The organism is Flexivirga endophytica (assembly GCF_014640635.1).
Lineage (GTDB): Bacteria > Actinomycetota > Actinomycetes > Actinomycetales > Dermatophilaceae > Flexivirga > Flexivirga endophytica.
In genome coordinates, this window is record NZ_BMHI01000001.1 from 616,976 (window position 1) to 640,570 (window position 23,595).

At 65.2% G+C, this 23,595-nt stretch carries 22 protein-coding genes; 13 read left to right on the forward strand and 9 right to left on the reverse strand.

The annotated features are described in order from the left end of the window. Positions 1 to 45: 45 nt before the first annotated feature. Positions 46 to 228, reverse strand: coding sequence for a hypothetical protein (locus tag IEX71_RS02800; protein WP_188835910.1), 183 nt, complete (start codon positions 226 to 228; stop codon positions 46 to 48). On the opposite strand from IEX71_RS02800, the gene IEX71_RS02805 reads away from it, so the two are divergent. From IEX71_RS02805 to IEX71_RS02830, 6 genes are all read left to right on the forward strand, one after another. Then, a complete protein-coding gene (locus tag IEX71_RS02805; RefSeq protein WP_229749404.1) occupies positions 227 to 1,435 on the forward strand; it encodes a flavin-containing monooxygenase in 1,209 nt (402 codons plus the stop codon). The two genes, IEX71_RS02800 and IEX71_RS02805, sit on opposite strands and share 2 nt — an antisense overlap. 11 nt (positions 1,436 to 1,446) lie before the next feature. Then, positions 1,447 to 2,034: a hypothetical protein gene (locus IEX71_RS02810; protein ID WP_188835419.1), complete on the forward strand. Its 588-nt coding sequence runs from the start codon at positions 1,447 to 1,449 to the stop codon at positions 2,032 to 2,034. A 580-nt stretch (positions 2,035 to 2,614) separates the two neighbouring features. Beyond that, on the forward strand, positions 2,615 to 3,256 hold the full coding sequence (locus tag IEX71_RS02815; protein ID WP_188835420.1) for an ABC transporter permease: 642 nt from the start codon (positions 2,615 to 2,617) through the stop codon (positions 3,254 to 3,256). Then, on the forward strand, positions 3,256 to 4,518 hold the full coding sequence (locus IEX71_RS02820) for an ABC transporter ATP-binding protein (protein WP_188835421.1): 1,263 nt from the start codon (positions 3,256 to 3,258) through the stop codon (positions 4,516 to 4,518). The genes IEX71_RS02815 and IEX71_RS02820 overlap by 1 nt, the downstream gene beginning before the upstream one ends. Beyond that, positions 4,515 to 5,327: an ABC transporter permease gene (locus IEX71_RS02825; RefSeq protein ID WP_229749405.1), complete on the forward strand. Its 813-nt coding sequence runs from the start codon at positions 4,515 to 4,517 to the stop codon at positions 5,325 to 5,327. Before IEX71_RS02820 ends, IEX71_RS02825 begins: the two co-directional genes overlap by 4 nt. Further along, a complete protein-coding gene (locus IEX71_RS02830) occupies positions 5,327 to 6,334 on the forward strand; it encodes a glycine betaine ABC transporter substrate-binding protein (RefSeq protein ID WP_188835422.1) in 1,008 nt (335 codons plus the stop codon). Before IEX71_RS02825 ends, IEX71_RS02830 begins: the two co-directional genes overlap by 1 nt. Before the next feature lie 190 nt (positions 6,335 to 6,524). Here IEX71_RS02830 and IEX71_RS02835 read toward each other — a convergent pair whose 3' ends face one another. Both IEX71_RS02835 and IEX71_RS02840 read right to left on the reverse strand, forming a co-directional pair. After that, a complete protein-coding gene (locus IEX71_RS02835) occupies positions 6,525 to 8,576 on the reverse strand; it encodes a S53 family peptidase (RefSeq protein ID WP_188835423.1) in 2,052 nt (683 codons plus the stop codon). 112 nt (positions 8,577 to 8,688) lie between these two features. Beyond that, on the reverse strand, positions 8,689 to 9,444 hold the full coding sequence (locus IEX71_RS02840) for a helix-turn-helix domain-containing protein (protein WP_188835424.1): 756 nt from the start codon (positions 9,442 to 9,444) through the stop codon (positions 8,689 to 8,691). 347 nt (positions 9,445 to 9,791) lie between these two features. Between IEX71_RS02840 and IEX71_RS02845 the strand changes: the two genes are divergently transcribed. The 6 genes from IEX71_RS02845 (at position 9,792) to IEX71_RS02870 (ending at position 16,051) form a co-directional block, all read left to right on the forward strand. Next, complete coding sequence (locus tag IEX71_RS02845; protein ID WP_188835425.1) at positions 9,792 to 10,709, forward strand: N-acetylglucosamine kinase; 918 nt, start codon at positions 9,792 to 9,794, stop codon at positions 10,707 to 10,709. Beyond that, positions 10,706 to 11,989, forward strand: coding sequence for an extracellular solute-binding protein (locus tag IEX71_RS02850; protein WP_188835426.1), 1,284 nt, complete (start codon positions 10,706 to 10,708; stop codon positions 11,987 to 11,989). Before IEX71_RS02845 ends, IEX71_RS02850 begins: the two co-directional genes overlap by 4 nt. Further along, positions 11,986 to 12,927, forward strand: coding sequence for a carbohydrate ABC transporter permease (locus IEX71_RS02855; protein WP_188835427.1), 942 nt, complete (start codon positions 11,986 to 11,988; stop codon positions 12,925 to 12,927). Before IEX71_RS02850 ends, IEX71_RS02855 begins: the two co-directional genes overlap by 4 nt. Further along, the gene (locus IEX71_RS02860) at positions 12,924 to 13,769 is read left to right on the forward strand and encodes a carbohydrate ABC transporter permease (protein ID WP_188835428.1); all 846 of its coding nucleotides are present in this window, start codon (positions 12,924 to 12,926) and stop codon (positions 13,767 to 13,769) included. The genes IEX71_RS02855 and IEX71_RS02860 overlap by 4 nt, the downstream gene beginning before the upstream one ends. A 78-nt stretch (positions 13,770 to 13,847) precedes the next feature. Further along, on the forward strand, positions 13,848 to 14,819 hold the full coding sequence (locus IEX71_RS02865) for an SIS domain-containing protein (RefSeq protein ID WP_188835429.1): 972 nt from the start codon (positions 13,848 to 13,850) through the stop codon (positions 14,817 to 14,819). Positions 14,820 to 14,911: 92 nt separating this feature from the next. After that, positions 14,912 to 16,051 carry an ROK family transcriptional regulator gene (locus tag IEX71_RS02870; RefSeq protein ID WP_229749406.1) on the forward strand — a complete coding sequence of 380 codons (1,140 nt, stop codon included), beginning with the start codon at positions 14,912 to 14,914 and terminating at the stop codon, positions 16,049 to 16,051. An 86-nt stretch (positions 16,052 to 16,137) separates the two neighbouring features. On the opposite strand, the gene IEX71_RS02875 is transcribed toward IEX71_RS02870, so the two are convergent. From IEX71_RS02875 to IEX71_RS02895, 5 genes are all read right to left on the reverse strand, one after another. After that, positions 16,138 to 16,545, reverse strand: coding sequence for a YccF domain-containing protein (locus IEX71_RS02875; RefSeq protein WP_188835431.1), 408 nt, complete (start codon positions 16,543 to 16,545; stop codon positions 16,138 to 16,140). A 38-nt stretch (positions 16,546 to 16,583) separates the two neighbouring features. Next, positions 16,584 to 19,013 (reverse strand): glycosyl hydrolase family 95 catalytic domain-containing protein, encoded by a 2,430-nt coding sequence (locus IEX71_RS02880; protein WP_188835432.1) that lies wholly within the window; start codon positions 19,011 to 19,013, stop codon positions 16,584 to 16,586. 236 nt (positions 19,014 to 19,249) lie between these two features. Next, positions 19,250 to 20,071 (reverse strand): T3SS (YopN, CesT) and YbjN peptide-binding chaperone 1, encoded by an 822-nt coding sequence (locus tag IEX71_RS02885; RefSeq protein WP_188835433.1) that lies wholly within the window; start codon positions 20,069 to 20,071, stop codon positions 19,250 to 19,252. A gap of 60 nt (positions 20,072 to 20,131) precedes the next feature. Further along, positions 20,132 to 20,488 carry a hypothetical protein gene (locus IEX71_RS02890; RefSeq protein WP_188835434.1) on the reverse strand — a complete coding sequence of 119 codons (357 nt, stop codon included), beginning with the start codon at positions 20,486 to 20,488 and terminating at the stop codon, positions 20,132 to 20,134. Between the two features lie 159 nt (positions 20,489 to 20,647). After that, positions 20,648 to 22,162, reverse strand: coding sequence for an ADP-ribosylglycohydrolase family protein (locus IEX71_RS02895; protein WP_505673210.1), 1,515 nt, complete (start codon positions 22,160 to 22,162; stop codon positions 20,648 to 20,650). 46 nt (positions 22,163 to 22,208) lie between these two features. Between IEX71_RS02895 and IEX71_RS02900 the strand changes: the two genes are divergently transcribed. After that, entirely contained in the window at positions 22,209 to 22,895 is a 687-nt protein-coding gene (locus IEX71_RS02900) for an NUDIX hydrolase (protein WP_188835435.1), read from the forward strand. Here IEX71_RS02900 and IEX71_RS02905 read toward each other — a convergent pair. Continuing rightward, positions 22,892 to 23,554, reverse strand: a complete 663-nt coding sequence (locus IEX71_RS02905; protein WP_188835436.1) for a nuclease-related domain-containing protein — start codon at positions 23,552 to 23,554, stop codon at positions 22,892 to 22,894. The genes IEX71_RS02900 and IEX71_RS02905 overlap by 4 nt on opposite strands. Positions 23,555 to 23,595: the final 41 nt, after the last annotated feature.

Consider the following 23,595-nt stretch of genomic DNA (forward strand, 5'->3'; position numbering starts at 1 on the left):
TCACCCTCGCAGTCCGCGGAGGAGGTGTCCGGCCGTCCGGTTCGCTCAGCAGAACGAGAGGGAGGTCACATCGCCGAGTTCTTCATAACGTTGTTCGAAATCGTTCATGAACCCGGCAGACGTCGCCGCACCCGCTGCGCCGCCTCGAGTGAGAGAGCAGAGGATCGCATTGCCAATCCGACAGATTGAGGCAGTTGTCGTCGGCGCCGGCCAGGCCGGGATCGCCATGAGTGAGAGCTTGACCGCGCTCGGCGTGCCGCACGTGGTCTTGGAGCGCAACCGGATCGCGGAGCGGTGGCGTTCGGAGCGGTGGGACTCGCTGGTCTCCAACGGCCCGGCCTGGCACGACCGCCTGCCCGGCCGGCGGTTCTCCGGTGTGCCCGGTGAGACCTTCGCGTCCAAGGACCAGATCGCCGACTATCTCGAGGAGTATGCCGAGCAGGTCGCGGCACCCGTCCGGTGCGGCGTCGAGGTCACCGAGGTGCGTCGCAGACCGGACAGTCCGGGGTTCCGCGTCGAGACCACCGACGGAGACTTCGATGCGCGGTTCGTCATCGCGGCGACCGGGCCGTTCCAGACGCCGACGTGCCCGGACATCGTGCCCGCGGATTCCGGTCTGTTGCAGCTGCATTCGCGCGACTACAAGAATCCTGGCCAGTTGCCGGACGGCAATGTGCTGGTGGTCGGCTCAGGGTCGTCCGGAGCACAGATCGCCGACGAGTTGCAACGCGCCGGGCGGCAGGTGCACCTGTCGGTGAGCGCGCACACGCGGCCGCCGCGGACCTACCGAGGGCGTGACATCGTCTGGTGGCTGGGCGTTCTCGGCCTGTGGGACCAACAGGTGCCACGGGCCGGTGCCGAGCACGTGACGCTCGCGATCAGTGGCGCCAACGGCGGATCGACGATCGACTTCCGCCGGCTGGCGGCGTCGGGGATCAAGCTCGTCGGACGCACCGAGTCGTTCGACGAGGGCATGTTGCGGTTCGCGCCGGGGCTGGCCGAGACGATCGCGGCTGGTGACGACAACTACCTGGGGGTGCTGGACACCGCCGACGCTTATGTCGCCCGCAACGGCCTGGACCTGCCCGAGGAGCCGCAAGCACGTGAGTTGGGTCCGCTCCCGGACTGCGTGACCGACCCGATCCGTGAGGTCGACCTCGCCGATAGCGGCATCACGTCGGTCATCTGGGCGACCGGCTTCTCGGTCGACTACAGCTGGCTGAAGGTAGCCGCCGTTGACGACGCCGGCAAACCCGTGCACCAACGCGGCATCTCGCCCGAGCCCGGCATCTACTTCGTCGGCCTGCCGTGGCTCACCCGTCGCTCGTCGAGTTTCCTGTGCGGAGTGTCCGGGGATGCCAGATATCTCGCCGAGCACATCGCTGTCCAGCGCAACTACCTAGCGTATCAGCCCGCCCTCGCACTGATCGAGTAACGACGAACGACGTGCCTGACCGGGTCGGGCGCGTTGACAGTCAGCTTCGCCAAGCGAAGCTAACTGTCATGGCCATGGTTGGTGTCAGCGAAGCGGCAGAGCGTCTGGGCGTGTCGTCCCGGCGCGTGCAGCAGTTGATCGCATGTCGCGAGCTGCAAGCGCCCGTGCGGGGGCTCGGCGGCACGCAGCTCTCGCACTGGGTGGCCGCCTGCGGCACATTGACGCGCACCATTGAGCGGACCCGGGGTCGTGCTCTGGTCGCTCACTACGTGGCGCACCCGAGCACGGCCGGTCGGTTGTCCCAAGAGGTGGTGTCGGGCGATCACTCGGCCCTGCTCGGACTGTCGGCGATGACCCGCGTCGATGGGTATGTCGCAGCGTCCGAGCTCCAGCGACTCGTGCGTCGGCACGGGCTGATCCGCGACGACAGCGGCGCGGTGACCCTTCGAGCCACGGCCACGGACCTCGAGGTGGTCCGGGATCTGTTCGAACACAGCGCTGTCTTGACGGCGCTCGACCTCGCGTCCTCGCTGGATACGCGGGAGCAGGGGGCGGGACTGAACATGCTCACCCGCGCGCTGCGAGACTTCCATTGCTGAGCAACTGAGGATCCAGGTGCCGACGCCTCCGGGCGGATGCACGCACCCTGGCCGAATGTCGCCGAGATCGAGAGCGTTCTGTCGCACCAGAAGTGGACGCTCGTTGGTGGTCTGATGAGACGCGATAAGAGGCGCCGCTTGGCCGACGCCGCGCTGCGGATTCTGACCGCTGACCTGTGAGCGGCCCCGACATCCCCTAAGGCCATCGCACCGACCAGGTTCAAGTCATTGTCATCGACGTTGCGGATCAGGATATCGGCCATTGACACCACCTCCCGCAACGGTGACATTGCTGACGGGGCGCAACGGACATCGTTCTGTTTCAGGAGATTTCGAAATGCAACTATCGGAACTCATTGATGGACAGTGCTTTTCCGAGTCTACAAGTGTGGTAAGGACGGCTCCACAAAAGTAGCGAAGCCGAAAAGACTTCCCATGGAACGACTTTGGTTCTTGGCGCTGGTGCGTCACTGTGCTTGAGTAGAAGCGACCTGAGCACACCGAGGAGTTTGTGAGCCTTCGGAAGTGCTCGTTGCTGCACACTGCAGCGCAGCCGTCGACGCCTTTCGGGAGGCAGCACGTGTGGGACTTCCTCGTCAATCGTCAGGCGCAATTCCTGATCAATGGCTGGAATCACGCCTACCTGGTGATCCTCGCCGTCTTCTTCGGGACCATCATCGCCGTCGCACTCGCCGTGGTGGTGACGCGGCTCCCGGCGCTCGAGCCGGTGGCCAACGCGGTCAGCGCCATCGGACTGACCATCCCATCGCTCGCACTCATCGGGCTGCTGCTGCCGCTGACCGGGCTCGGCGCCACCACGGCACTGGTCGCGGTGACCTTCTACGCCACGCTGCCGATCCTGCGCAACGCCGTGGTGGGCCTGCAGGGCGTTGACCCCACGCTGGTGGAGTCGGCCCGCGGCATGGGCATGAGCGAGCCGATGACGTTGTTGCGGATCCGACTACCGCTCGCTTGGCCGGTGATCCTCAGCGGTATCCGGGTCTCGCTGCAGATGTGCATGGGTATCGCCGCCATCGCGGCATACGTGCTGGGTCCGGGCCTGGGCGCCTGGATCTTCCAGGGTCTGGCGCAGGTCGGTGGCAAGAACGCTCTGAACCTCGCGCTCAGCGCGACGATCGGCATCGTCGTGCTGGCGCTCATCCTCGATGTCCTGCTGCTCCTGCTCGGGCGGCTCACCACCTCAAAGGGAGTGCGTGTCTGATGACAGCTCTGGAGTCCACCACCGAAGGCAAGACCGGAGTCAGTGGTGCCGAGATCCGCCTCGACGGAGTCACCAAGATCTACCGCGGGCAGAAGGCACCGGCGGTCGACAACATCAGCCTGACCATCCCTGCCGGCGAGATCGCCATGTTCGTCGGGCCGTCCGGTTGCGGCAAGACGACCACGCTGAAGATGATCAACCGGCTGATCGAGCCCTCATCGGGGACGATCAGCATCGGCGGGGAGGACATCCGCTCCAAGAAGGTCGACGAGCTGCGGCGGACGATCGGCTACGTCATACAGGGCGGCAGCCTCTTCCCGCACATGTCGGTCGCCAAGAACATCTCGATCGTGCCCAAGCTGCTCGGCTGGGACTCCTCGCGGATCAGCGCGCGCGTCGACGAGTTGCTCGACCTGGTGGGGCTGGACCCGTCGAAATACCGCAGCCGCTATCCGCGTGAGTTGTCCGGTGGTCAGCAACAGCGCATCGGTGTCGCGCGTGGTCTGGCAGCCGACCCGCCGGTGATCCTGATGGACGAGCCGTTCGGTGCGGTCGACCCGATCACCCGGCAGCGCCTGCAGGACGAGATGCTGTCGATCCAGCGGGAGTTGCGCAAGACGATCGTCTGTGTCACTCACGACATCGACGAGGCGATCAAGATGGGCGATCGCGTGCTGATCCTGCAGGAGGGTGCGCACATCGCGCAGTACGACACCCCCGAGGTGGTGCTGAGCAGCCCGGCCAACGAGTTCGCCCAGGACTTCGTCGGTGCCGGCTCGTCGCTGAAACGCCTTAGCCTGGCGCGGGTTTCGGAGTTGGACCTGCGGCAGCCGACAACGGCGACGGTGGGGGAGAACGCCGAGGACGTCAAGCAGCGGGCGCAAGCGAACGGCGACCGCTCGGTCATCGTGCTCGACAGCCGCAACCGACCGTTGGGCTGGCCGTGGGTGCGGCAGCTCAAAGGCTCCACGATCGTGGATCCGGGCCAGGACCTGGTCAACCTCGACTCGCGCGCGACGCTCAACGACGCGCTCGACACGATGCTGGTCAGCGGTCACGGTGGTGCGGTCGTGACCGGCGACCGGGACACCTACCTCGGCGTGGTCAACTTCAAGACCGTGACCGACTTCATCGAGGCGATGCAGCGCGAGGCCGAGGCCGAAACCGGCGCCGCTGCGTCGAACGGCGCCGATGAGCATCCGTCCGAACGCATTTCGATCGCGCCGACCGACGAGGAGCTGCAGAGCGGGAGCGCGCAGTGACCATCGACACCGGGACGCCGGACATCGAGACGCGCGAGGTCGAGGCGGCGGACGGCCGCAGCAAGCGCGGCCGGATGAGCCGCGGTATGGCGATCGAGCTCTTTGCGATCCCGATCCTGGTGGTCGTCGGCTTCCTGCTCTATGTGTGGTGGCGACAGACCGCGACACTGGACTCCATCGAGTCCAGTTCGCTCGCCTGGGCAGACGTGCGACTGCAGCTGTGGCAGCACGTGAAACTCACCATCGTCGCCTCGCTCATCGTGGTGGCGATCGCGGTGCCGTTGGGCATCCTGCTGACCCGCCCAGGTGTGAAGGTGCTGGCGCCGGTGGTGGTCGGTGTCGCGAACGCCGGCCAGGCGGCACCGTCGATCGGCCTGATCGTGCTGCTGTTCATGTGGTTGTCCAGCTGGTCGGGCTTCTGGGTCGCGATCGCTGCGCTCACTCTGTATGGCGTGCTGCCGGTGCTGCGTAACACCATCACCGGACTGCAGGGCGTCGACCCGACCCTGATGGAAGCCGGCCGTGGTGTCGGAATGTCAAACACCGCAGTGCTTTTCCGCGTCGAGCTGCCGCTGGCGCTGCCGGTGATCATGGCCGGCATCCGCACCGCGCTGGTGCTGGTGGTCGGCACCGCGGCGCTCGCGACGTTCGTCAACGCCGGTGGCCTCGGTGGCGTCATCACCGCCGGTATCACGCTCTACCGCTACCCGGTGATGGTCGCGGGCGCCGTCCTGATCGCGCTGCTCGCGTTGCTCGTGGAGTGGTTCGGCCGGGTGCTGGAGTTGCTGGTCCGTCCGAAGGGGATCTGATGCGAAACACCTTGCGCCATACAACATCTCGGCGGCGTGTGCTGGGCACCATCGCCGGTGCGGCTGCCGTCGCGATGACGACAACGGGTTGTCTCGGTCTCGGCACCGCTGGCGGTTATGTGCCGTCCGCCCAACTGGCCGGCCAGCTGGCCAAGACTAAGTCGATGGATGGCGCCGCGATCTCGATCGGCTCCAAGAACTTCACCGAGAACATCCTGCTGGGCAAGATGGCGATCATCCTGCTGAAGTCGGCCGGCGCGAAGGTCACCGACCTGACCAACATCCCCGGATCGGCGTCCGCGCGGCAGGCGATGCTCGACGGGCAGATCGACGGCATGTGGGAATACACCGGCACCGGGTGGATCACCTACCTCGGCCACGAGAAGCCGATCCCCAACGAGCACAGGCAGTATGTCGCGGTCCGCGACGAGGACCTGAAGAAGAACCACCTCGCCTGGTTGCCGCCCGCGCCGATGAACAACACGTACAGCTTCGCGGTCACCAAGAAGGTGCAGCAGAAGTTCCACATCACCAAGCTGTCGCAACTGTCGAAGGTACCGAAGGCGGAGCGCACCTTCTGCGTCGAGTCCGAGTTGATCAACCGCCCGGACGGTCTGAAGGGCATGCTCAAGAAGTATGACGTGCCCCTCGGCAGTGGCGTCCCGCGCAAGAACCTGCGGACCTATCAGACCGGAGCGATCTACGACGCGACTGCGCACGGCAAGTGCAACTTCGGTGAGGTCTTCACCACCGACGGCCGCATCATCGCGCTGCACCTGAAGGTGCTTGAGGACGACCGCTCGTTCTTCCCGAAGTACAACGTCTCCATGGTTTTGCAGGACAAAACCCTGAAGAAATATCCGCAACTCGCGAAACTCTTTGCGCCGGTGAGCAAGAAGCTCACCAACGACACGCTGCAGAAGCTCAACGCCAAGGTGGACGTCGACGGCGAGGAGCCGGCTGATGTCGCCTACGACTGGCTGAAGAAGGAAGGCTTCGTCAAGTAGCCCTCCCCGCCCTAGCTGGTCGAGCGTTGCCCTGAGTAGCCCGTGAGGTACGAGCGGGCGTATCGAAGGGTGCCGGAGGAGCGAAGCGGGGGGAGGTGTATCGAGACCCGAGGCCCCGCGAAACACCTTCACCGACAACGAAACCCGTCGCAACGGAATGTTGCGACGGGCTTCGCCATACGACCAGGTGCTACTTGCCGTTGACCAGCTTCATCAGCTGGGACTGGTTGTCGATCGCACCGACGCCCGACAGGCTGTCGTAGCCCTTCTGCAACGTCAGCGTCTGATTGATCAGCGACTGGCTGTTGAGGACGACGACCTCGGGGATCGGCGGGAAGCCGAAGATGGAGCCGAAGTCAGCGAACGTCAGGTACGCGTTGCTGGCCTTGTTCGACTGCAGGTCGGTGAGGTGCTTGGCGCCCTGCGAGTAGATCACCGGGTTGATGAAGCCGAGCCGCCGTCCGCCGGCCTGCTGTATGGCGAGTGCCAGCTGCCCGGCTGTCCGCGGCGCCGCGAGGCTGGTGCCACCGATGCTGCCGGTCATGTAGTTGCCGTTGGTGTCGGTGTAACCGATCAGGAAGCCGGTCGCAGGATCGGCAAGATTGGACAGGTCCGGGTAGGACCGCATCGGTGTCGACCCCGAGAACTTCACGGGCACAACGCCTTTCTGGTAGTACGGCTGCGCGAAGAGCTTGCTGATGCCGCCGCCTGCGCCGTAGCTGTAGTACCAGCCGCCCCAGACGTTGTCACCCTCGCTGGCTTCGGACGTCATCCAGCCGGACTCGAACGCCATCGAGCCGTTCTTGGTGGTGCCGATGTTGGTGCCGCCGACCGAGGTGATCCAGGGATCGGACGCGGGGAAGTTCGGCGCCGGCGGGAAGGAGCCGTCACCGGCGCCACCGTCTCCACTGTCTCCGGAGGAGAACAGGACCGTGATGCCCTGTGCCGCCGCCTGGGTGAAGACCTGGTCGTAGGCGGCCTTGGTGGTGTCGTCCAGCAGGCTCTCCTGGCCACCCCAGGAGTCGCTGACGATGTCGACGCCGTTGTCGTCGATGAGCCGGTGCAGTGCGTCGAGGAGCGGAGCGTCGTTGGGGTCGGTGGCTGCGGAGTAGACGATCTTGGCGGCCGGTGCGGCACTGTGGATGGCTTGCACGTCGAGGGCGACCTCGGTGTAGTCGGACGCGCCGTTGTATTCGCAGTACTCGTTGTATGGCGCCGTCGGTTCGACGATCTTGACCTGGCCGGACTTCAGGGTCGGCAGGCCCATGTCCTTGGACCAGTGGTTGGTGTCCGACACGAGCGTCGAGGCTCCGCACCACATCGTGATGCCCACCGTGACGCCCTTGCCGGTCTGCTTGACCTTGTCGACCTTCTGCACCTTGTTGAGTGCCTTCGGTGTGAATCCGCAGGTTGCCGATGGCAGGGGATTGGTGAACGGGGCGGGGTTCGCGGTCTGGTAGGGCCGGATCTGCTCTCCCCAGTAGTGCGAACAGCCGGTCCCGCTGACAGTGTCTGCCGCGGGTGTCACGTCGTTCGGCAGGGTGACGCCGTGCTTCTTGGCGATCCGCTGCATCATCTTGGCGCTCAGCTGACTGCGCGAGATGTGGTTGGTGTGGTTGCGCGGAGTGGTGTCCATGCCGACGACATACGCGATCGGTGTTGATGCCGGCACGGACGCGGCTGCGGTGGGCGCGGTGACGGTCGAGCCGTCGTGCTTGAAGGTGCCGAGTTTGGCTCCGAACGCTTTGTTGACCGCCGTGGTCGGCCCGGTGACGGTCAGTGAGGTGTGGCTGGCATCGACTGAGCGGACTGTGAATCCCTGTGTCGTGAGCCATTTCTCAGCGGCCGAGACAGTGGCTTTCGATGCTCCGAAGCGCTCGGCGAACTGTGCCGGTGTGAGGAACTTGCGATAGTTGGGGCTCGTCGGGTCGCTCACCGACTTCGCGTATGCCGTGGCCGCGGCCTGGTCGGTCTTGAGGGTGACGACGAGTTGGTGACGGGTCGAGGAGGCCGGGGTGCCGACTCGCTTGGCATTGGTGGTCCAGGCGGGCTTGGTCGCGACGACCTTGCGCCCGTGGGTGGTTGCGGGCCCGGCGGACAGGTGTGATCCGGAGTCGAGCGTTGGCAGTGGACTCGCGGATGCCGAGGAGTTGACGAGTGCCAGTGCGGTTGCGGCGGATACCGTCAATCCTGCGGTGGCGAGCAGTCCGCGTGACATGCGGCGCGACGGACGAGATGTCATGAGTATGACGCTCCCTGAAGGGGTTTCGGGGTGGTGGATGCCTGAACGTTGTCAGCAGCCCGGTCGCCACGGCAATGGCCACGTCAGGTATCCGCCATACGGCATGTTTGCGTCAGATGAGGTTGCGCCGAGCCGCCTGGATGCCGGCCTGGAAGCGGGTGTGCGCGCCGAGCAGGTCCTCGAGTTTGCGGACCCGACGTTGCACGGTGCGCAGGCTGAGGCCCAGCTGCCGAGCGATCGACTCGTCGGTGGCGCCGGCGGCGAGCAGGCTCAAGAGGTCCCGATCGTCGCTGAACGGCGTGTGCTGCTCACCTCCGACGCCCGCGCGCCCGGGCACCGGGGTGCCGAACGACCACAAGCCCTCGAAGAGCCCGACGAGGTCGTCGAGCAGTCCACATCGGCCGACTAACAGGTGGAAGGTCGCCCCGTCGTTCTCGACCGCGACCAAAGCACGCGACTCGTCGGCGATGACCATCTTCATCGGCACCCGGGGGACCGTGCGTGACTGCTCGCCGGCCGCGCCCGCGTCGCGCAGGTGTACCAGGATCTCCTCGCGCTGTATGGCGGCGTTGTCGTAAATGCCACGCCAGGTGCGGCCGGATTTGAGCACTTCGATGACGTTCGACGTCTGTCGCCACAACGGTCCACCGACGATCGGCAGACGTGTCGTGCCGCGAATGCCTTTGGTAGCAGTGCGAATCAGTGTCTGATGCGCGCGTGGACCCTCGGTGGCATCCAGGATGTGCACGCCACTCTGCGAAGCCGGCGCGCGTTGACCCTGCTGGATCTCCTCGGCGAGTTCGTGCAGCACCTCGAGCTGCGCGGTGAACCTGGAGAACGGGTCATTGATGGCGTTCGCTGGCAGCAACTGGCTCTCGTTTCTGGCACAGGGCGTCGCCGTGACATTCACGGGATGCGACTGACGACCTTTCGAACGTAGCCCGGGGCAAGCGGAGAGGTCGTCCAACTTGGCGATTGCCTTGCCCGATCTTTACGTAACCGTGAATCGCGTAAACCGCGCGCGGTCGCTGGTCGAGTACGCACGTCGGTCGAGTACGCCGGGGGAGCGCAATGCAGATAGTGCGCGTCGAGACCCGGTCGAGCGGTAGTCGAAGGCGACAGCGACAGCGCTCGGCGGATCTGACCGAATCCCTTGACGACCGCGCACGAGCAGGCAAAGATCAGAGTAATTATTAGTCTGATCAGAAAGAAGCCATGCTGGTTGGAATTGACGTCGGCGGCACCAAGACTCACATCGCGGTGCAGAGTGCGGGCGAGACGCGACACCAGGTTCTTCCGACACCTGACTGGCAGCGCACTGCTCTGGACCACGGCGAGGACCTCAAGCGCCTGGTCTCCTTGGTGCCCTTGACGGGCGAGGATCGCCGCCAGGCCGTGCTGGTGCTCGGTGCTCACGGTTGCGATTCAACCGAGCAGGTCGAGCGCGTCCGGTCACGGCTGAAGCGCGAGTGGCCGGGCCGGCTTGACGTGGTAAACGACGCCGAGTTGCTCGCTCCTGCAGCCGGATTCGAGCACGCGATCTGTGTGGTCGGTGGGACTGGATCGATCGTGGTTGGGCGTACCGGCGACGGCGAGATCATCCGCGTGGGTGGTCACGGGTGGTTGCTCGACGACTTCGGCAGCAGCCCGGGACTGGCACGTGAGGCCGTCGTGGAGCTCGTCCGCGCAACGGACCGCGGACTGGAGCGCGACGGCCTTGCCGAGCGTTTCTTCACGGAGTTCGACGTCTCGAACGAGACCGATCTCGTCGGCGAATTCACTGCTCAGGCATCGATCCGACGATGGGCCCAGGCAGGCCCGCTCGTATTCGAAGCCGCAGACGCCGGATCGCAGCGTGCAAAGGACGTCATTGCTCGAGCGGGCGCGCAACTTGCCTGGCAGATCGAACTCGCGCGGACGCGAGGCGCTGTCGGCGACGTGGTCATCTTCGCAGGGGGAGTGCTCGTCAACCGGAAAGGGCTTGTCGCGGTGATCGAGCGGGAGCTTCACCAGGCCGGTCTGCACATCGATTCCCATATTTTGCGCGTCCCTCCCGTGACGGGCGCACTCGAACTTGCCCGGCGAATCTCGGTCGGCGGGCATGAGCCAGCACAGCAAAAGGAGCAATCATGACGAACGAACTCGCACGGAGAACAGTCCTTCTCGGCGGTATTGCCGGACTGTCGCTGACCGCTTCCGCGTGCAGTGTCACCGGCGGCGGTAAGAGCAAGGGTGGTTCCGGGTCTGGCAAAGGCACGATCAGTGCCTTGTTCATGAAGCAAGCGGGCTACTCCGAGGCCGACATCCACGGCATGATCGCGTCCTTCGAGTCCAAGCACCCCGACATCAAGGTCAAGCCGACGTTCGTCGCGTATGAGGCATTGCACGACAAGGTCGTGACCGCGGCGCCGGCCGGAACCTACGACGTAGAACTGATCGATGTCATCTGGCCGGCCGAGTTCGCATCAGGCGGACTCGTCACTGACATCACGAGCAAGATGCCGGAGGACTGGCACACCAGAATGCTGGGCGGAGCGCTGAACACCGCCGAATACCAGGACAAGTACTACGGCGTCCCGTGGGGGCCGTCGACAAAGCTCTTCTACTACAACACCGCGATGCTGCAGAAGATCGGCGCTAGCAAAGCGGACCTCGACACCTGGGACCACGTGTTGGCGGTATCTCGAAAACTCAAGTCACACGGCGTCTGCAAGTATCCGATCGCGTGGAGTTGGGCTCAGGCCGAAGCACTGATCTGCGACTACGCGCAGCTGCTCGGTGCGTTCGGGGGTTCATTCCTCGACTCCGCCGGCAAGCTGCACTTGGACAGTGATGCCGGAGTCAAGACGCTCACGTGGATGTGCCAGACCTTGAAGGACGGCCTCACCAACCCTGGTTCAACGACCTTCCTCGAGGATGATGTCTCGAAGTCCATGGCCCAGGGCCAGACCGCCTTCTCGCTCAACTGGGACAGCACCTACCGCGATCTGAATGATCGGTCGATCTCAAAGGTCGTCGGCAAGAACGGCGTCATGGCGACGCCGAAAGGGCCGTCGGGCAAGCAGCCCGGCGTCAACGGTGCTATGGCGCTGTCGATCGCGAAGTCCTCGAAGAACCAGGACGCGGCGTGGAAGTTCATCGAGTACGTCACCGGTGAGGCCATCCAGGAGCGGTACATCAAGAGCAGTGCGTCCAACTGGAAGGCCAGCTACGACAAGCCGAAGGTGATTGCCACGAACAAGCCGGTTTTCGACGCCTACAAGGTTGCGTTGAGGGAGACCATTCTTCGGCCGGCGGTGCCGGGCTACAACAAGATCTCCCAAGGTCTGCAGGTCGAGATCCAGAAGGCGCTGCTCGGCAAGAAGACGCCGTCGAAGGCACTGCGCGACGCGCAGGCGGCGAGCAATACATGATGCGCCCCGGTCGCACACAGGAGTTCCCGCAGGGGTTGGCGGTCCGACCGAAGAAGTCGAACGGCCAGGGAAAGATGGCGTTCTGGCTGTTGCTCCCGGCGCTCGTCGCGGTCTTCGGCATCGTGATCTACCCGGTTGTGCGGACGCTGGTCATCTCACTGTTCGAAGTGAACTCGGTGATGGCCACGGACACGCCCTTCGTCGGGTTGGGAAACTACGAGAAGGTCCTGTCTGACGCGGGTTTCTGGGCCGCGATCGGCCGCACGTTCTACTTCACCGTGACTTCGACGGTGCTCGAGCTTGTACTCGGACTTGCTCTTGCAGGACTTCTCAATGCACGTATTCGTGGACGATGGGTCCTGCGGACCATCGTCGTGATTCCGTGGGCGGTCCCTACGATCGTCAACGCCGCATTGTGGAAGGGAATCTTCAACGCGCAGTACGGGGCGTTGAACGGGATCCTCTCCCAGCTGGGATTTCAGAGCGACTACCGCGCCTGGCTCGGATCACCGACCGCTGCCATGAATGCCGTGATCGTCGCCGATGTGTGGAAGACAACCCCGTTGGTCGCATTCTTCCTCCTGGCCGGTTTGGCGAGCATTCCGAACGACATCTACGAAGCGGCGAAGCTGGACCGAGCCTCGAGAGTGCGGACCTTCTTCTCGGTGACCCTGCCGCTGTTGGTGCCGTCGGTGTCGATCGTGCTCGTGCTGCGCACTGTGGAGGCGTTCAAGGTGTTCGACATCATTTACGGGATGACCCGGGGTGGTCCGGCGAACGGGACGCAGACGATTGCGTACTACGCGTACACGTCGGCCTTCTCGGACCAGAGCTACGGGATGGGTTCGGCCATTTCGTACCTCATCGTCATCGTGATCCTGCTGCTGTCCGCGGTGTATCTACGCGCCCTGCGCAGGTCGGAGATGAGTCTGCTATGACGCTTCGTAAGCGCGATTCCGTGCTACTTCACCTCGCCGCTGTGTTCACCGCAGTGGTCATCCTGGTCCCGTTCCTCTACATGGTTGTTGCCAGCATCTCCCCGCAGTCGAACCTCATCAGCAAGCCGCCGAAGTGGATCCCCGACCACCTCGACTGGCACCGGTATTCGGACATGTTCTCGGGTTCGAGCGCCGCCGGGTCGACATTCAAGTCCGCGATGGCCAACTCTGTGATCGTTGCCTGCTGCACCGTCGCGATCTCGATGGTGATCTCGATCTTCGGCGCGTATGCCTTCGCACGGCTGGAGTTTCGTGGCCGGCGTATGACGCTGATGATGTTCCTGGCGACATACATGCTGCCGCAGGTGGCGCTGCTCGTGCCGATGTACATCATCCTGAGCGGCTTTGGGTTGTTGGACAGCAAGATCGGCCTGATCCTGGTCGACTGTTCGCTCGTCATCCCCTTCACGCTGTGGATCCTGAGCAACTATTTCCTGACGGTGCCGCGCGACTTGGAGGACGCAGCTCGGGTCGACGGATGCACGCGGGTCGGTGCACTGTTCCGGGTGATTCTGCCGACCGCGAAGCCAGGGATCTTCGCCGCAATCATGTTCTCGTTCCTGCTCGCGTGGGACGAATTCATGTACGCCTTGGTCTTCACCTCCTCGACGAACTCAAAGACGGTTCCCGTCGCCATCTCGGAATTCGCCGGTCGCTATACCACGGACTTCGGTCTAGTTGCCGCAGGCGGCGTTCTGGCGGCGTTGCCGCCGGTCATCATTGCCATCGTTTTTCAACGCTACGTCGTCAGCGGCATGGTCGCCGGCGCCGTGAAGGAGTGACAGATCTTTATGCAGCACATTGGTTTTCACAAGTCTCTCGCCAATCAGGCGGACAATCTCGAACTCACGCTTGCATCCGTGCGGGCCGCACTCGCTCAACCCGAACTGCCGCAATGGGAGGAGAGCGACCGCATCGTGGTGGTCGCCATGGGCGCTTCGACGAACGCCGGTGATGCACTCGTCGCCGCGCTGCGGGCCCGAGGCATCACTGCGGTCAACGCGAACGCGGCGGACATCGCGCATGCTCCCGCGGGCTATCTGTCGGGCGCTCAGTTCGTGCTCGTGTCCGAGTCGGGACGAAGCCCGGAGCCGCTGGCGGCCGCCGAGCGGCTACCGAGCGGTCGGCGGATTGCGATCACGAACGATCCGGGCGCGCCGCTGGCAGGTGCCGTCGACGCGGTCCTGCCGTTGGGCGGATGGGACGATTCGCGTGTCTACACAACGGGATTCACGGCCACACTGCTCACATTCGCGCTTCTGCTCCGCCATCAGTTCGGGTCGGACGTGGCTCCGGACCCAGCCACTGGAGTGCAACTGGTGCGTGAGCTGACCGAGCGCCGCGTGCCCGAGGTGAAACGCGCGGCGGCGATCCTGGGATCGGCTGGCGCCCTGGATGTCGTGGGGTCGGGACTTTCTCTGTCAGCGGCCGCCGAGGGCGCGTTGATGGTGCGCGAGGGCGCCCGGTTGCATGCCACGGCGTATGACACGTACCAATACATTCACGGACCGATGGAGTCACTCAACCGGCAGTCGGGTCTCGTCATACTCGGCGATGGCCGCGAGTTGGGTGTGGTGGACATGACGCTCGAGCGCGAGGTGCCGACTGTGCTGCTCACCTGCGCGGACCCGGCGGGCCTCCCGCGCGAAGCGGACAGTAGGGGAGTCGTCCTCTCCTTGCCCGAGAACGCACGAGGGCTCAATCGGACAGTGGCGGAAACCGTGTTGCTGCAGCAATTGGTCGGTGAGCTCACTGCTAATCTTGGCCTCGACATTGACGAATTCCTCTACAACCAGCCCGACACGAAAGTGGCGAAATCCGAGGTGCCGTGAGCCGGTCGCAGCGAGCAGCAGCGCAACGTAGCTCACCATCGAACCAAGTAGCCACGACCCGGACTGTCTCGTCCATCAATCAGAGCGCGATAGTGGCGGTGCTGCGGGACCACGGCCCGTTGTCGCGCCAGCAGATCGGTGAGATCACCGGCCTCAGCCCGGCGACCGTGAACAGGCTCACCAAGAGCATGCTCGCCGAGAAGCTCTTGGTCGTGGACGGACACGAGGCGTCGACAGGAGGCCGCCCCTCCCTGATCCTGCGATATACCGGCGGGTCTCGAGTCGTTGCCGCGCTGCAGCTACGACGTGACGAGATGCGGGCCGCGCTGGTCGACTTCGACGGCAACATCATCGAGCATCGGTCGGTCTCCGTGCCGTCCCACGCTCGCGGTGCGAAGGCGGACAGCGAGAAGCGTGTCGAGGCGGTGGGTGACCTTCTCGACGACCTGATGGACGTCGCGCAGCGTGCGTCCACCCCCTGTCAGGCCGTGGGCATCTCGGTGCCCGGCGTGATCGAGAAGAGCACGAACAAGGTGGGTGTCATCCCGGAGTTGGGCTGGCCTCGAGCGCCCATCGCTGAGTTGTTGCGCGACCGCTCTGATCTGCCGATCGTCGTCGAGAACGATGCAAATGCACTGGCTTTCGCGGAATACCTCTCCGGTGCCGGAGTAGGTATGACAAGTCTGGTCGCAGTGCTGCTCGACAACGGCATGGGTGCGGGCATCATCAGCAACGGCGCCATCCACCGAGGCCAGCACGGCGAGGCCGGTGAGATCGGCTACCTGCTGATGGATCGCGCGGCGCTTGCCCGGTCGTACGAGGATCTGGGAGACCTGGAGGACCGGGTCGGATCCGTGGCGATCACCCGCGAAGCGCGTCGCCGGGGCATCAAGGTGAGCGGGGGCCGTGTGTTGACTGCGCGAGACATCATCTCGCTCGCGGCGACGGGTGACGCCCGCGCGGAAGAGCTGCTCGAGGAGATCTTGGACCTGGTGGCGATGGCGGTTGCCGCTATCACGGTCGTGATCGATCCCGAGGCGATCATCGTGGGGAGTGACCTCAGCACACCGGACGAGGAAATCATGGCGCGGATACGAAATCGACTGGTAGGTCGGGTGATTCGGGTGCCGCAACTCATCCCTTCGCAACTCGGCGCCGATGCGGTTTTGTTGGGCGTCGCCGAGTTGGCCATCCGGTCCGTGGCCCCGACCGGATTCGCGGCGAGGGCGTAGCTCTATCGAGCGTTGGCTCGGAACGGTTCGGTCTGCTGACGGTCCTGCACAGGCTCCGCTAGCAGGCGACGTTGGAGCGTGGAGAGCTATCGGCGCGGCGCCCCACCCACAAGCACAACACCATCGGACGGCACGATCTGAGCGCCCAACGGCAGCAACGAGATCGGCACCATCTTGAAGCTCGCAATGCCGAGCGGTATGCCGATGATCGTCACGCAGAGCGCGACGCCGGTCACGATGTGCCCGATGGCGAGCCAGATCCCGGCGAAGATGAACCAGATGACGTTGCCGATCGCCGACGCCGCACCTGCGCGCGGATCCTTCACCACAGTCCGTCCGAAGGGCCACAGTGCATAGTTCGCGATCCGGAACGACGCGATCCCGAACGGGATCGTGATGATCAGGATGCAGCAGATCACGCCCGCGATGACGTATCCGACCGCCATCCAGAACCCGCAGAGGATCAGCCAGATGATGTTGAGAAGGGTGCGCATCGACCTATTGTGACCTCAGGTGCTACTCACCTTGGCATTCATCGGGTTTCGGCGTCGGTGGGCCATGCCTTCGCAGGTGGCCGCACGGTGACCGACCGGCCTGGTTTGAGTGAGATGAGCTGTGTCCACTCTCCATATGCGATGGTCGTATGGCGACCACCGACGCTCCGGATGGTCGCGGAGCGGACCTGCCGGCCGGTCCACGTGACGTCGACGGTGAAGCCGCCCCGTGCTCCGATGCCGCGGACGGCGCCGTCGGACCAGGCGGTCGGTGTGGCCGGGAGCAGCTCGATGAGTCCGGGACGCGAGTAGACGAGCATCTCCAGCATCGCCGACGGGGTGCCGAGGTTGGCGTCGATCTGGAAGGTGGAGCGGCTGCCCAGGTCGTACATGTCGAAGAAGTTGACCGCCGTGCCGTTCCTGTTGTCGACGCTCGGTTTGAGCACCGTGGTGACGGCTTGGTAGGCCATGGCCGCGTTCTTCAGCCGTGCCCAGCAGAGCCCGCGCCAGGCCATGCCCCAGCCGTAGCTGGACATGCCGCGTGCGGTGAGCAGCTTGGTCGCGCCGTCGACGAGGTATGACGGTGCGGTGTCGGGTGCCAGTCGGTCGCCGGGGAAGAGGCCGACCAGCGGGGACAGGTGCCGGTGTGCGGGGTCGCCGAGCTCGTCGGGGCTCATCCATTCTTCGAGCTTGCCGCTGGTGGGGCTGACCTGCGGCAGGTAGAGCTGCCGGCGCAGGCGGTCGATCTCCGCGGCATACGAGCGGTCGCGGTGCAGCACCTTGGTGGCGGTGCCCAGGTTGCCGAAGAGCTGCCAGACCAGCTCCTGGGCGTAGGTGATGCCGCGTGCGTCCTCGGGCCCCTGCTCGGGTGACCAATCGTGGTCGTCCACAAGCACTTTCGTCTCCTTGCCGGTGGCCGGGTCGGTGACGGTGGTCGTCACCAGCCGCGCCTGCCAGAAGTCGCACGCTCCCTTGAGTAAGGGGTAGATTTTGGCGAGGTATGCCGCGTCCTGGGTGAATTCGTAGTGCTCGAAGAGGGAGTTGCACAGCCAGGCGTTGCCGGCCGGGTGCCACCACCAGCCGCTGCCGCCGTAGGGGTTCGTGGAGATGCCGAGCGTCCAGCCGGCGATCTTTCCGCTGGTGTTGCGGAAGCCGTTGCGCGGATCGTTGAAGAGCTTGTGGGTGGCAGACGTCCAGCCGGGCAGTTGCGCCACGGCGTAGTCGGCGAGTGCGGTGAAGCAGTCGCCGAGGCCGGCGCGGTCGGCCAGCCAGTAGTTCATCTGCAGGTTGATGTCGGTGTGGTAGTCCGCCATCCAGTCAGGGTTGTTGCGGTCGATCCACAGGCCCTGCAGGTTGATCGGCAGCATCGAGCGTGACGCGGTGATCGTCAGGTAGCGGCCGAACTGCAGGTAGCTCGCCTCCAGCTCGGGGTCGGGAGTGGCGGACGACGCACGTTCCGCGAGACGCTCGGGGATCGGCATGGCACGTTGGGCGCGTGTGGACTTGCCGAGGTCGACGTCCAGGGTGTCGAAGAGCGCGCGGTAGTCGGCGACGTGTGCGCCGAGTAGCCGGCGCGCACCGCGCTTGATCGCGCGCTGCGCGCGGTCGAGGGCTACCTGCAGGGGGTCAATCGTCTTGTCCTGGTAGGAGATCGACGGGTCGGGCGCGTAGTTGGTGCCGCCGGAGATGACGACGAGGAGCTCTCGGCAGTCTTCGAAGTCCAGGCCGCCGGTGACCGAGCCGCCGGGCGATGCGGCGGTGAGCACGCAGCCGTAGCGCAGTCCGTTGGCGAGGGTGCCGGCCAAGTGCGCGGCAGCGCCGGTCGTGCTGACGGTTTCGTCGTGGGTGCCGTCCAAGTGCAGCGACCCGGTCAAGCCCCCGCCACCGTCCTGCGAGAGGGCAACGATCAGGACGTCGTCGGGGTGACTGGCGTAGACGGTGCGCCGATGGGTGACGCCGTCGATCTTGTATGTGGTGGTGGCCAAGCCATTGCTCATGTCCAGGCGGCGCTCGTAGTCGGTGACCACGGACGGAGTGTGTGCGGGGATGCTGATCGAGCACTTCGCGAGCATCGACAGCGTTCCGAAGTCATCTGTGCCATAAGGGAATTGCCCGTCCGAGCCCAGGGACGCATTGGCGCCGCCGGTCCAGAGGGTGGCGTCGGTGACGATGAACGAGTCGGCAGCCGGGTCACCCGTGGTGAGCGCCCCGAGTCGCCCGTTCCCGACCGGCAGCCCTTCCTCGAGGATCTGTGCCGGGTCTCCGGGGGAGGTGTAGCGCAGACATGTGGTGTCCGTTGTCGGGACGAGGTCGGCGGTGGCCGGCTCGGCGGCGTCTGCCGACTCCGGCCGAAACACCGGGAGCGACACCAGCGCCATCGAGGTGGCGAGTGCGCCGCCCAGCTGAAGTGCCTGTCGCCGCGGCAGCTGCGACGCTCGTGGACGGGTGGTCTCGGAAGGCTCAGACATCGGTGCTCCTGGTGCAGGCGGCTCGGTCATGATGCAAGCACCTTCACACAGTAGAACTCGTCCGTGGGCGATTGAGACTGATCAATTATCGCCAGTTAACGTCAATATCAATCACTCGGATCCGCCGGAGTCGCGTCGTTCGGATCCTTGCGAGGGGACGCGTATGTACGCGTTTCAAAGTCTGGCGGACGCGATACATCCGATGATTAGCCGGCTTCTGAGTAAGTCGTTCGACCTCACCCGGACGCCGGCTGACCGCCGAGCCGATCGGCCAGGTCGAGCTGCGTGGACCGGTAGTCGGCCACGAAGAGCGCGAGCATCTCGTCGAACAGCTCCGGCTGGAAGATCTGCGACGGGATCGTCAGGTGCTGCCACACCGAGTGGTCCCGGACGACCCAGCGCGACCAGAGTTCCTTGCGGTTGAGCACGTTGACGTCGACGCTGGCCTGTCGTCGCGAGTGCACGTTGTCGACTACACGGGTGAAGAGCATGATCGCCGGCTTGCCGTGGGAGACGCCCGCCCACAGCCGAACCCCGTTGACCATCAACGGAAGGTCGTCATCCTCGTCGAGCTCGACCTCCTCGTCATACGCGCTGCGGACGTGGGCGACCAGCGCGCCGAGGACCTGCTCACGGGTGCGGGTGAAGAGGGCTGAGGCGTCGTCACCGTCGACCGCAGGCACGCTGTCGCGGACACCGAGACCGAGGATGCCGACGCCGGCTGCCGCGGTGCCCTTGGCAGCGACCGTCAGCAATTGGGGGTGGGGAGTCCGGAAGCGTCCACCTTCCAGGACGGTCCGCAGCTGGTGCACAGCGTCGGCCGGGTCGTCCGCGGTGGTGTAGACCTCGTCCCACCGGTAGTCGATCTGGATCACGTCACGGACCGGCGCGATGTCGATCACCCACGGCTCCGCGTCGCCTGACATGGGCACGTAGATCTGCAGCTTGTCCCACGGGTCGAGCATGGTGGACACGAATGCCGCCAGCCGACGCTCGAACAACTCCCAGGGACCCATTGACGACCCCGGTGCCGCAGTCTCCTTCACCTGTTTCCTCATCCTGACCACCCCTTCCTTGTGTCCTCAGTCTTGCAGCGACCACCGACAGACGGTCGCCTTTCACCACTTCGGGTACCAGGCCCGGATTTCTTCCACCGGCTCGTCGGAGGTCAACCCGACCACGAAGAGATCCCGCACCAGCACCTCTATCTGCCAGGCGAATTCGTGCTGTGCGAACTGTTCTTCCATCCACGGCGTCACCCCGGTCGAGGCACCGATCAGCGCGCCGTTGAGCGCGCAAATCCGATCCGGATCCTTCGCCTGGGCGGCAAGCTCGAGGGCGTCGTCCAGATCTACGTCGCAACTGGCCAGATAGAGCGCTGCGGCGAGTTCGCGGTGTTGTGGACGTACGACTCCAGCCCACGCATCGTCGCAGCGATCAGCGTCGACTCCGCGCGTTCGTCGGGCGAACGCCATGACCGGATAAACGCGTGCAATTGCCGCATCGCCAGGTCGGTCGTAGCACCGGCGCGCAGCACCTCACTGCCGCTGACCACGTCGGCACACGCATCTCCCAGCGCCAGTCTGATCATCAACCCGCGGAAGCGTTCCTGCCGCCGCGCAGACTCCGTCAGGTCACCGTGCATGTATGTCCGCCTCCTCCAGCGCGGTCGCCCACAGTAGGCCGCTGATTTTGTTGTCTCCCAATGCCATTCGTATGGCGGCCGCCGCATCCTGGGCAGACAGCCCGCCGTACTTCACCGCGTGCAGCAGTGCCACGGACGGCGTCCGGTGGTGCGCATGGACGCAGTGCAGGAACACCGACTCCCCGGCGTCGAGCAGATCCTGGACGGCGTCGACGGCGTCGTGCAGCGCGAACGCCAGGTTGTTGTGCGTCGCCGGCTCGTCGCTGTCGACCAGCCATGCCTGCACGTGACGCTCCGGGTCACGCACCTCCGCGCGGCCTACCCGCGACAGCGACACCACCGCCGTGGCTGGCGTCGTGGCGAGCGCCGCCTGCGTCCCGATCGTGAGCTCGGGCGCCCACGGCACGCGCACCTCGACGGCAGTGCCTGATCGGTCCTCGTAGTCACGCGCGGGCCATTCATCGTCACCCGACGCGCCGACGGTCCGTAGAGCGAGTTCGATCAGGTCACGTCCGCGCATGTGCGGCCAACCGTGCACCTGCCGCCGCCAGTCGTGCCGGAGACCGCTGACGCCGTACCGCGCACCGAGCAGGGCGCCGGCGATCGCGGCGACAGTGTCGGTGTCGTGTCCGATCGAGATGGCGAGTTGCAGTGCGTCGTTCACGAGGTCAGGTCTCGGGTCCTCGGGCATCGTGTGGAAGATCGCCGACCATGCGGCCTGGAGGGCTGTGACGGTGAAGCCGTTGTCCTTGAACGACTTCGGGTCGTTGCGTTCTGCCTCGTCGATCCACGCCGACCACTGCTCGCGTTCGTCATCGGCCAGCAGATCAATTCCCGCCCGTATGTCGAGCCGCGCCTTTGTCACGGCAATGCGCACGGCCTCGGCGTGCAGCACGCACGACGCCGCGACCAGCGGGTCGGCGTGGGTCAGGGCGGCGACCGCGCGGGCCGAAGCGGCTGTTGCCTGGCGATCCTCGAGGCGCGTGAGTCCGACGATGCCGTTGCGCATCAGCGCCTCGTTGCCGGCGGACCTCGGGTGCTGCTCGGCATACTCGGTGGCCGCCTGTTGGAAAGCGGGTGCCCAGTTGTCCAGGTCGTACCTGCTCATGGACGCATCCATGGCGGCGCCACCGATCATCAGGTCAGCCCTGCTGATCACGGCGGCAGTCTGATGGCCGATGTCCGACGCACCGCGAAAGCGCCACTCACAGAAGCGTTTCGCGATTTCGTTCAGGCCGTCGTATGCGCTGAGGTCGGCTCCGGTCGCCGCAACCTGGGCGATGCAGATCGCCATCTGGGTGTCGTCCGACCACTCGCCGGGGGAGTAGGGGCCAAGGCCGCCCCCGATCATCCGAGCCTCACCCGCGGTGATTGGCGACTTGAACTCGTAGGGGACGCCGAGGGCGTCTCCGATTGCCTGACCGAGCAGCACGCCGGCGGCGCGGTCCTTCTGTGCGGGGGAAGGTTCATCGGTGACCTCCTGAGATATTGTCGATATGACCAATACATCAGATATTGTAATTATTGTCAATTCGACTTAAAGTCGGGGCATGTCGAGAGCAGACCGTTTGGTGGCCTGGGTGGCTGCGGACATCGTCGCGCTGACCCTTCGCGACGGCGTGCTGAGCGTGGCGCTGGTCAAGCGGAAGCCGAGGGCGGCCCGCGGTCGGTGGGCGTTGCCGGGTGGTTTTCTGCTGCCGGGGGAGTCGGCGGAGCAGGCAGCATACCGGGAGCTCGCGGAGGAAGGCGGCCTGGGGGAGCGCGATGTGCGTCTCGAGCAGCTCGGCACCTACAGCGATCCGCGCCGGGACGTCGAGCACGAGAAGCGGGTCATCTCCATCGCGTATCTCGCGCTGGCCGCCAACCTCCCGGAGCCAGTCGCCGGGACTGACGCCGCGGATGCGTCCTGGGTGCCGGTGGACCAGGCGGTCGGCAAGGCTCTTGCCTTCGACCACACGCGGATCCTCGAGGACGGCATCGAACGTGCCCGCTCCAAGCTCGAATACTCAACGCTGGCAACGAGCTTCCTCGACGAAACATTCACGATAAGCGAGCTGCGCTCGGTATACGAAGCGGTCTGGGGCGTGAGACTCGATGCCGCGAACTTCCATCGCAAGGTGACGAGCACGGACGGATTCGTCGAGGCGACCGGTGAGGAGCGGCGCGGCCGTGGCCGCCCGGCCAAACTCTTTCGGGCCGGTTCAGCCACGTCGCTGAACCCGCCGATCACACGCTAGGCAGGCCTGAAGTGGCGGTCGAGCAGATGCATGGTCGCCGCCACATCCACGGGTCCAGCTGGGGACCGCGTGATCGTCTTGACCAGCTGTCGAGGAGGGAGCACCTGTATGCCGCGAGCGACGAATGCCCCACCGATGAGGGGCCACTCGGCAGTGACGAAGCACAACGCGCCGGTCACCGGAACATCGCCGAGCGCCCGCCGCACGTGATCCACCTGGGACTGGACACCGGCGACGAGCTTGTCCCGGTCTCGCCCGCCGACTGTGAGGTGTTCGGTCCGCGGTCGAAGCAAGCCACCCTCGACCTTCAATGCCGGGCGTCCCTTGTAGCGCTTCGTGTCGATGACCCACACCCCGCCGGTGGTCACTGCCAGATGGTCGATGTTGCCGCGCCCGGGGATCTTGCGATCGTGCAGGATGCCGACCCCGTGCTCGCGAAGCCGATCCAGTCGGGCGCCGACCCGCTCTTCCCCCTTTGCGCCCTGATCCCACGCCATCGTGCTCTGCGGCTCAGCAGTAAGCGCAGCCGCAACCCGGGCGATCCGGCCACGGGCCGCAACACGCTCGCGGCGCATCTGCCGTCGTCGCTCGAACTCTCGTCGCGCGGACTGCCCGGCAACATCCGCCTCACTGTCGTCGCGTGGTTCGCGATGCTGCATGGGCAGAAGCTACTGCGTCTGGCCCGACCAAGCGGGAGGTT

What these genes read in the sequence shown, in the direction of transcription:
- IEX71_RS02805 (WP_229749404.1), top strand. Translation starts at nt 227, where the DNA reads ATGAGTGAGAGCTTGACCGCGCTCGGCGTGCCGCACGTGGTCTTGGAG.
- IEX71_RS02800 (WP_188835910.1), bottom strand. Translation starts at nt 228, where the DNA reads ATGGCGATCCCGGCCTGGCCGGCGCCGACGACAACTGCCTCAATCTGT.
- IEX71_RS02820 (WP_188835421.1), top strand. Translation starts at nt 3,256, where the DNA reads ATGACAGCTCTGGAGTCCACCACCGAAGGCAAGACCGGAGTCAGTGGT.
- IEX71_RS02830 (WP_188835422.1), top strand. Translation starts at nt 5,327, where the DNA reads ATGCGAAACACCTTGCGCCATACAACATCTCGGCGGCGTGTGCTGGGC.
- IEX71_RS02835 (WP_188835423.1), bottom strand. Translation starts at nt 8,576, where the DNA reads ATGACATCTCGTCCGTCGCGCCGCATGTCACGCGGACTGCTCGCCACC.
- IEX71_RS02845 (WP_188835425.1), top strand. Translation starts at nt 9,792, where the DNA reads ATGCTGGTTGGAATTGACGTCGGCGGCACCAAGACTCACATCGCGGTG.
- IEX71_RS02850 (WP_188835426.1), top strand. Translation starts at nt 10,706, where the DNA reads ATGACGAACGAACTCGCACGGAGAACAGTCCTTCTCGGCGGTATTGCC.
- IEX71_RS02855 (WP_188835427.1), top strand. Translation starts at nt 11,986, where the DNA reads ATGATGCGCCCCGGTCGCACACAGGAGTTCCCGCAGGGGTTGGCGGTC.
- IEX71_RS02860 (WP_188835428.1), top strand. Translation starts at nt 12,924, where the DNA reads ATGACGCTTCGTAAGCGCGATTCCGTGCTACTTCACCTCGCCGCTGTG.
- IEX71_RS02875 (WP_188835431.1), bottom strand. Translation starts at nt 16,545, where the DNA reads ATGCGCACCCTTCTCAACATCATCTGGCTGATCCTCTGCGGGTTCTGG.
- IEX71_RS02880 (WP_188835432.1), bottom strand. Translation starts at nt 19,013, where the DNA reads ATGTCTGAGCCTTCCGAGACCACCCGTCCACGAGCGTCGCAGCTGCCG.
- IEX71_RS02885 (WP_188835433.1), bottom strand. Translation starts at nt 20,071, where the DNA reads ATGAGGAAACAGGTGAAGGAGACTGCGGCACCGGGGTCGTCAATGGGT.
- IEX71_RS02890 (WP_188835434.1), bottom strand. Translation starts at nt 20,488, where the DNA reads ATGGCGTTCGCCCGACGAACGCGCGGAGTCGACGCTGATCGCTGCGAC.
- IEX71_RS02900 (WP_188835435.1), top strand. Translation starts at nt 22,209, where the DNA reads ATGTCGAGAGCAGACCGTTTGGTGGCCTGGGTGGCTGCGGACATCGTC.
- IEX71_RS02905 (WP_188835436.1), bottom strand. Translation starts at nt 23,554, where the DNA reads ATGCAGCATCGCGAACCACGCGACGACAGTGAGGCGGATGTTGCCGGG.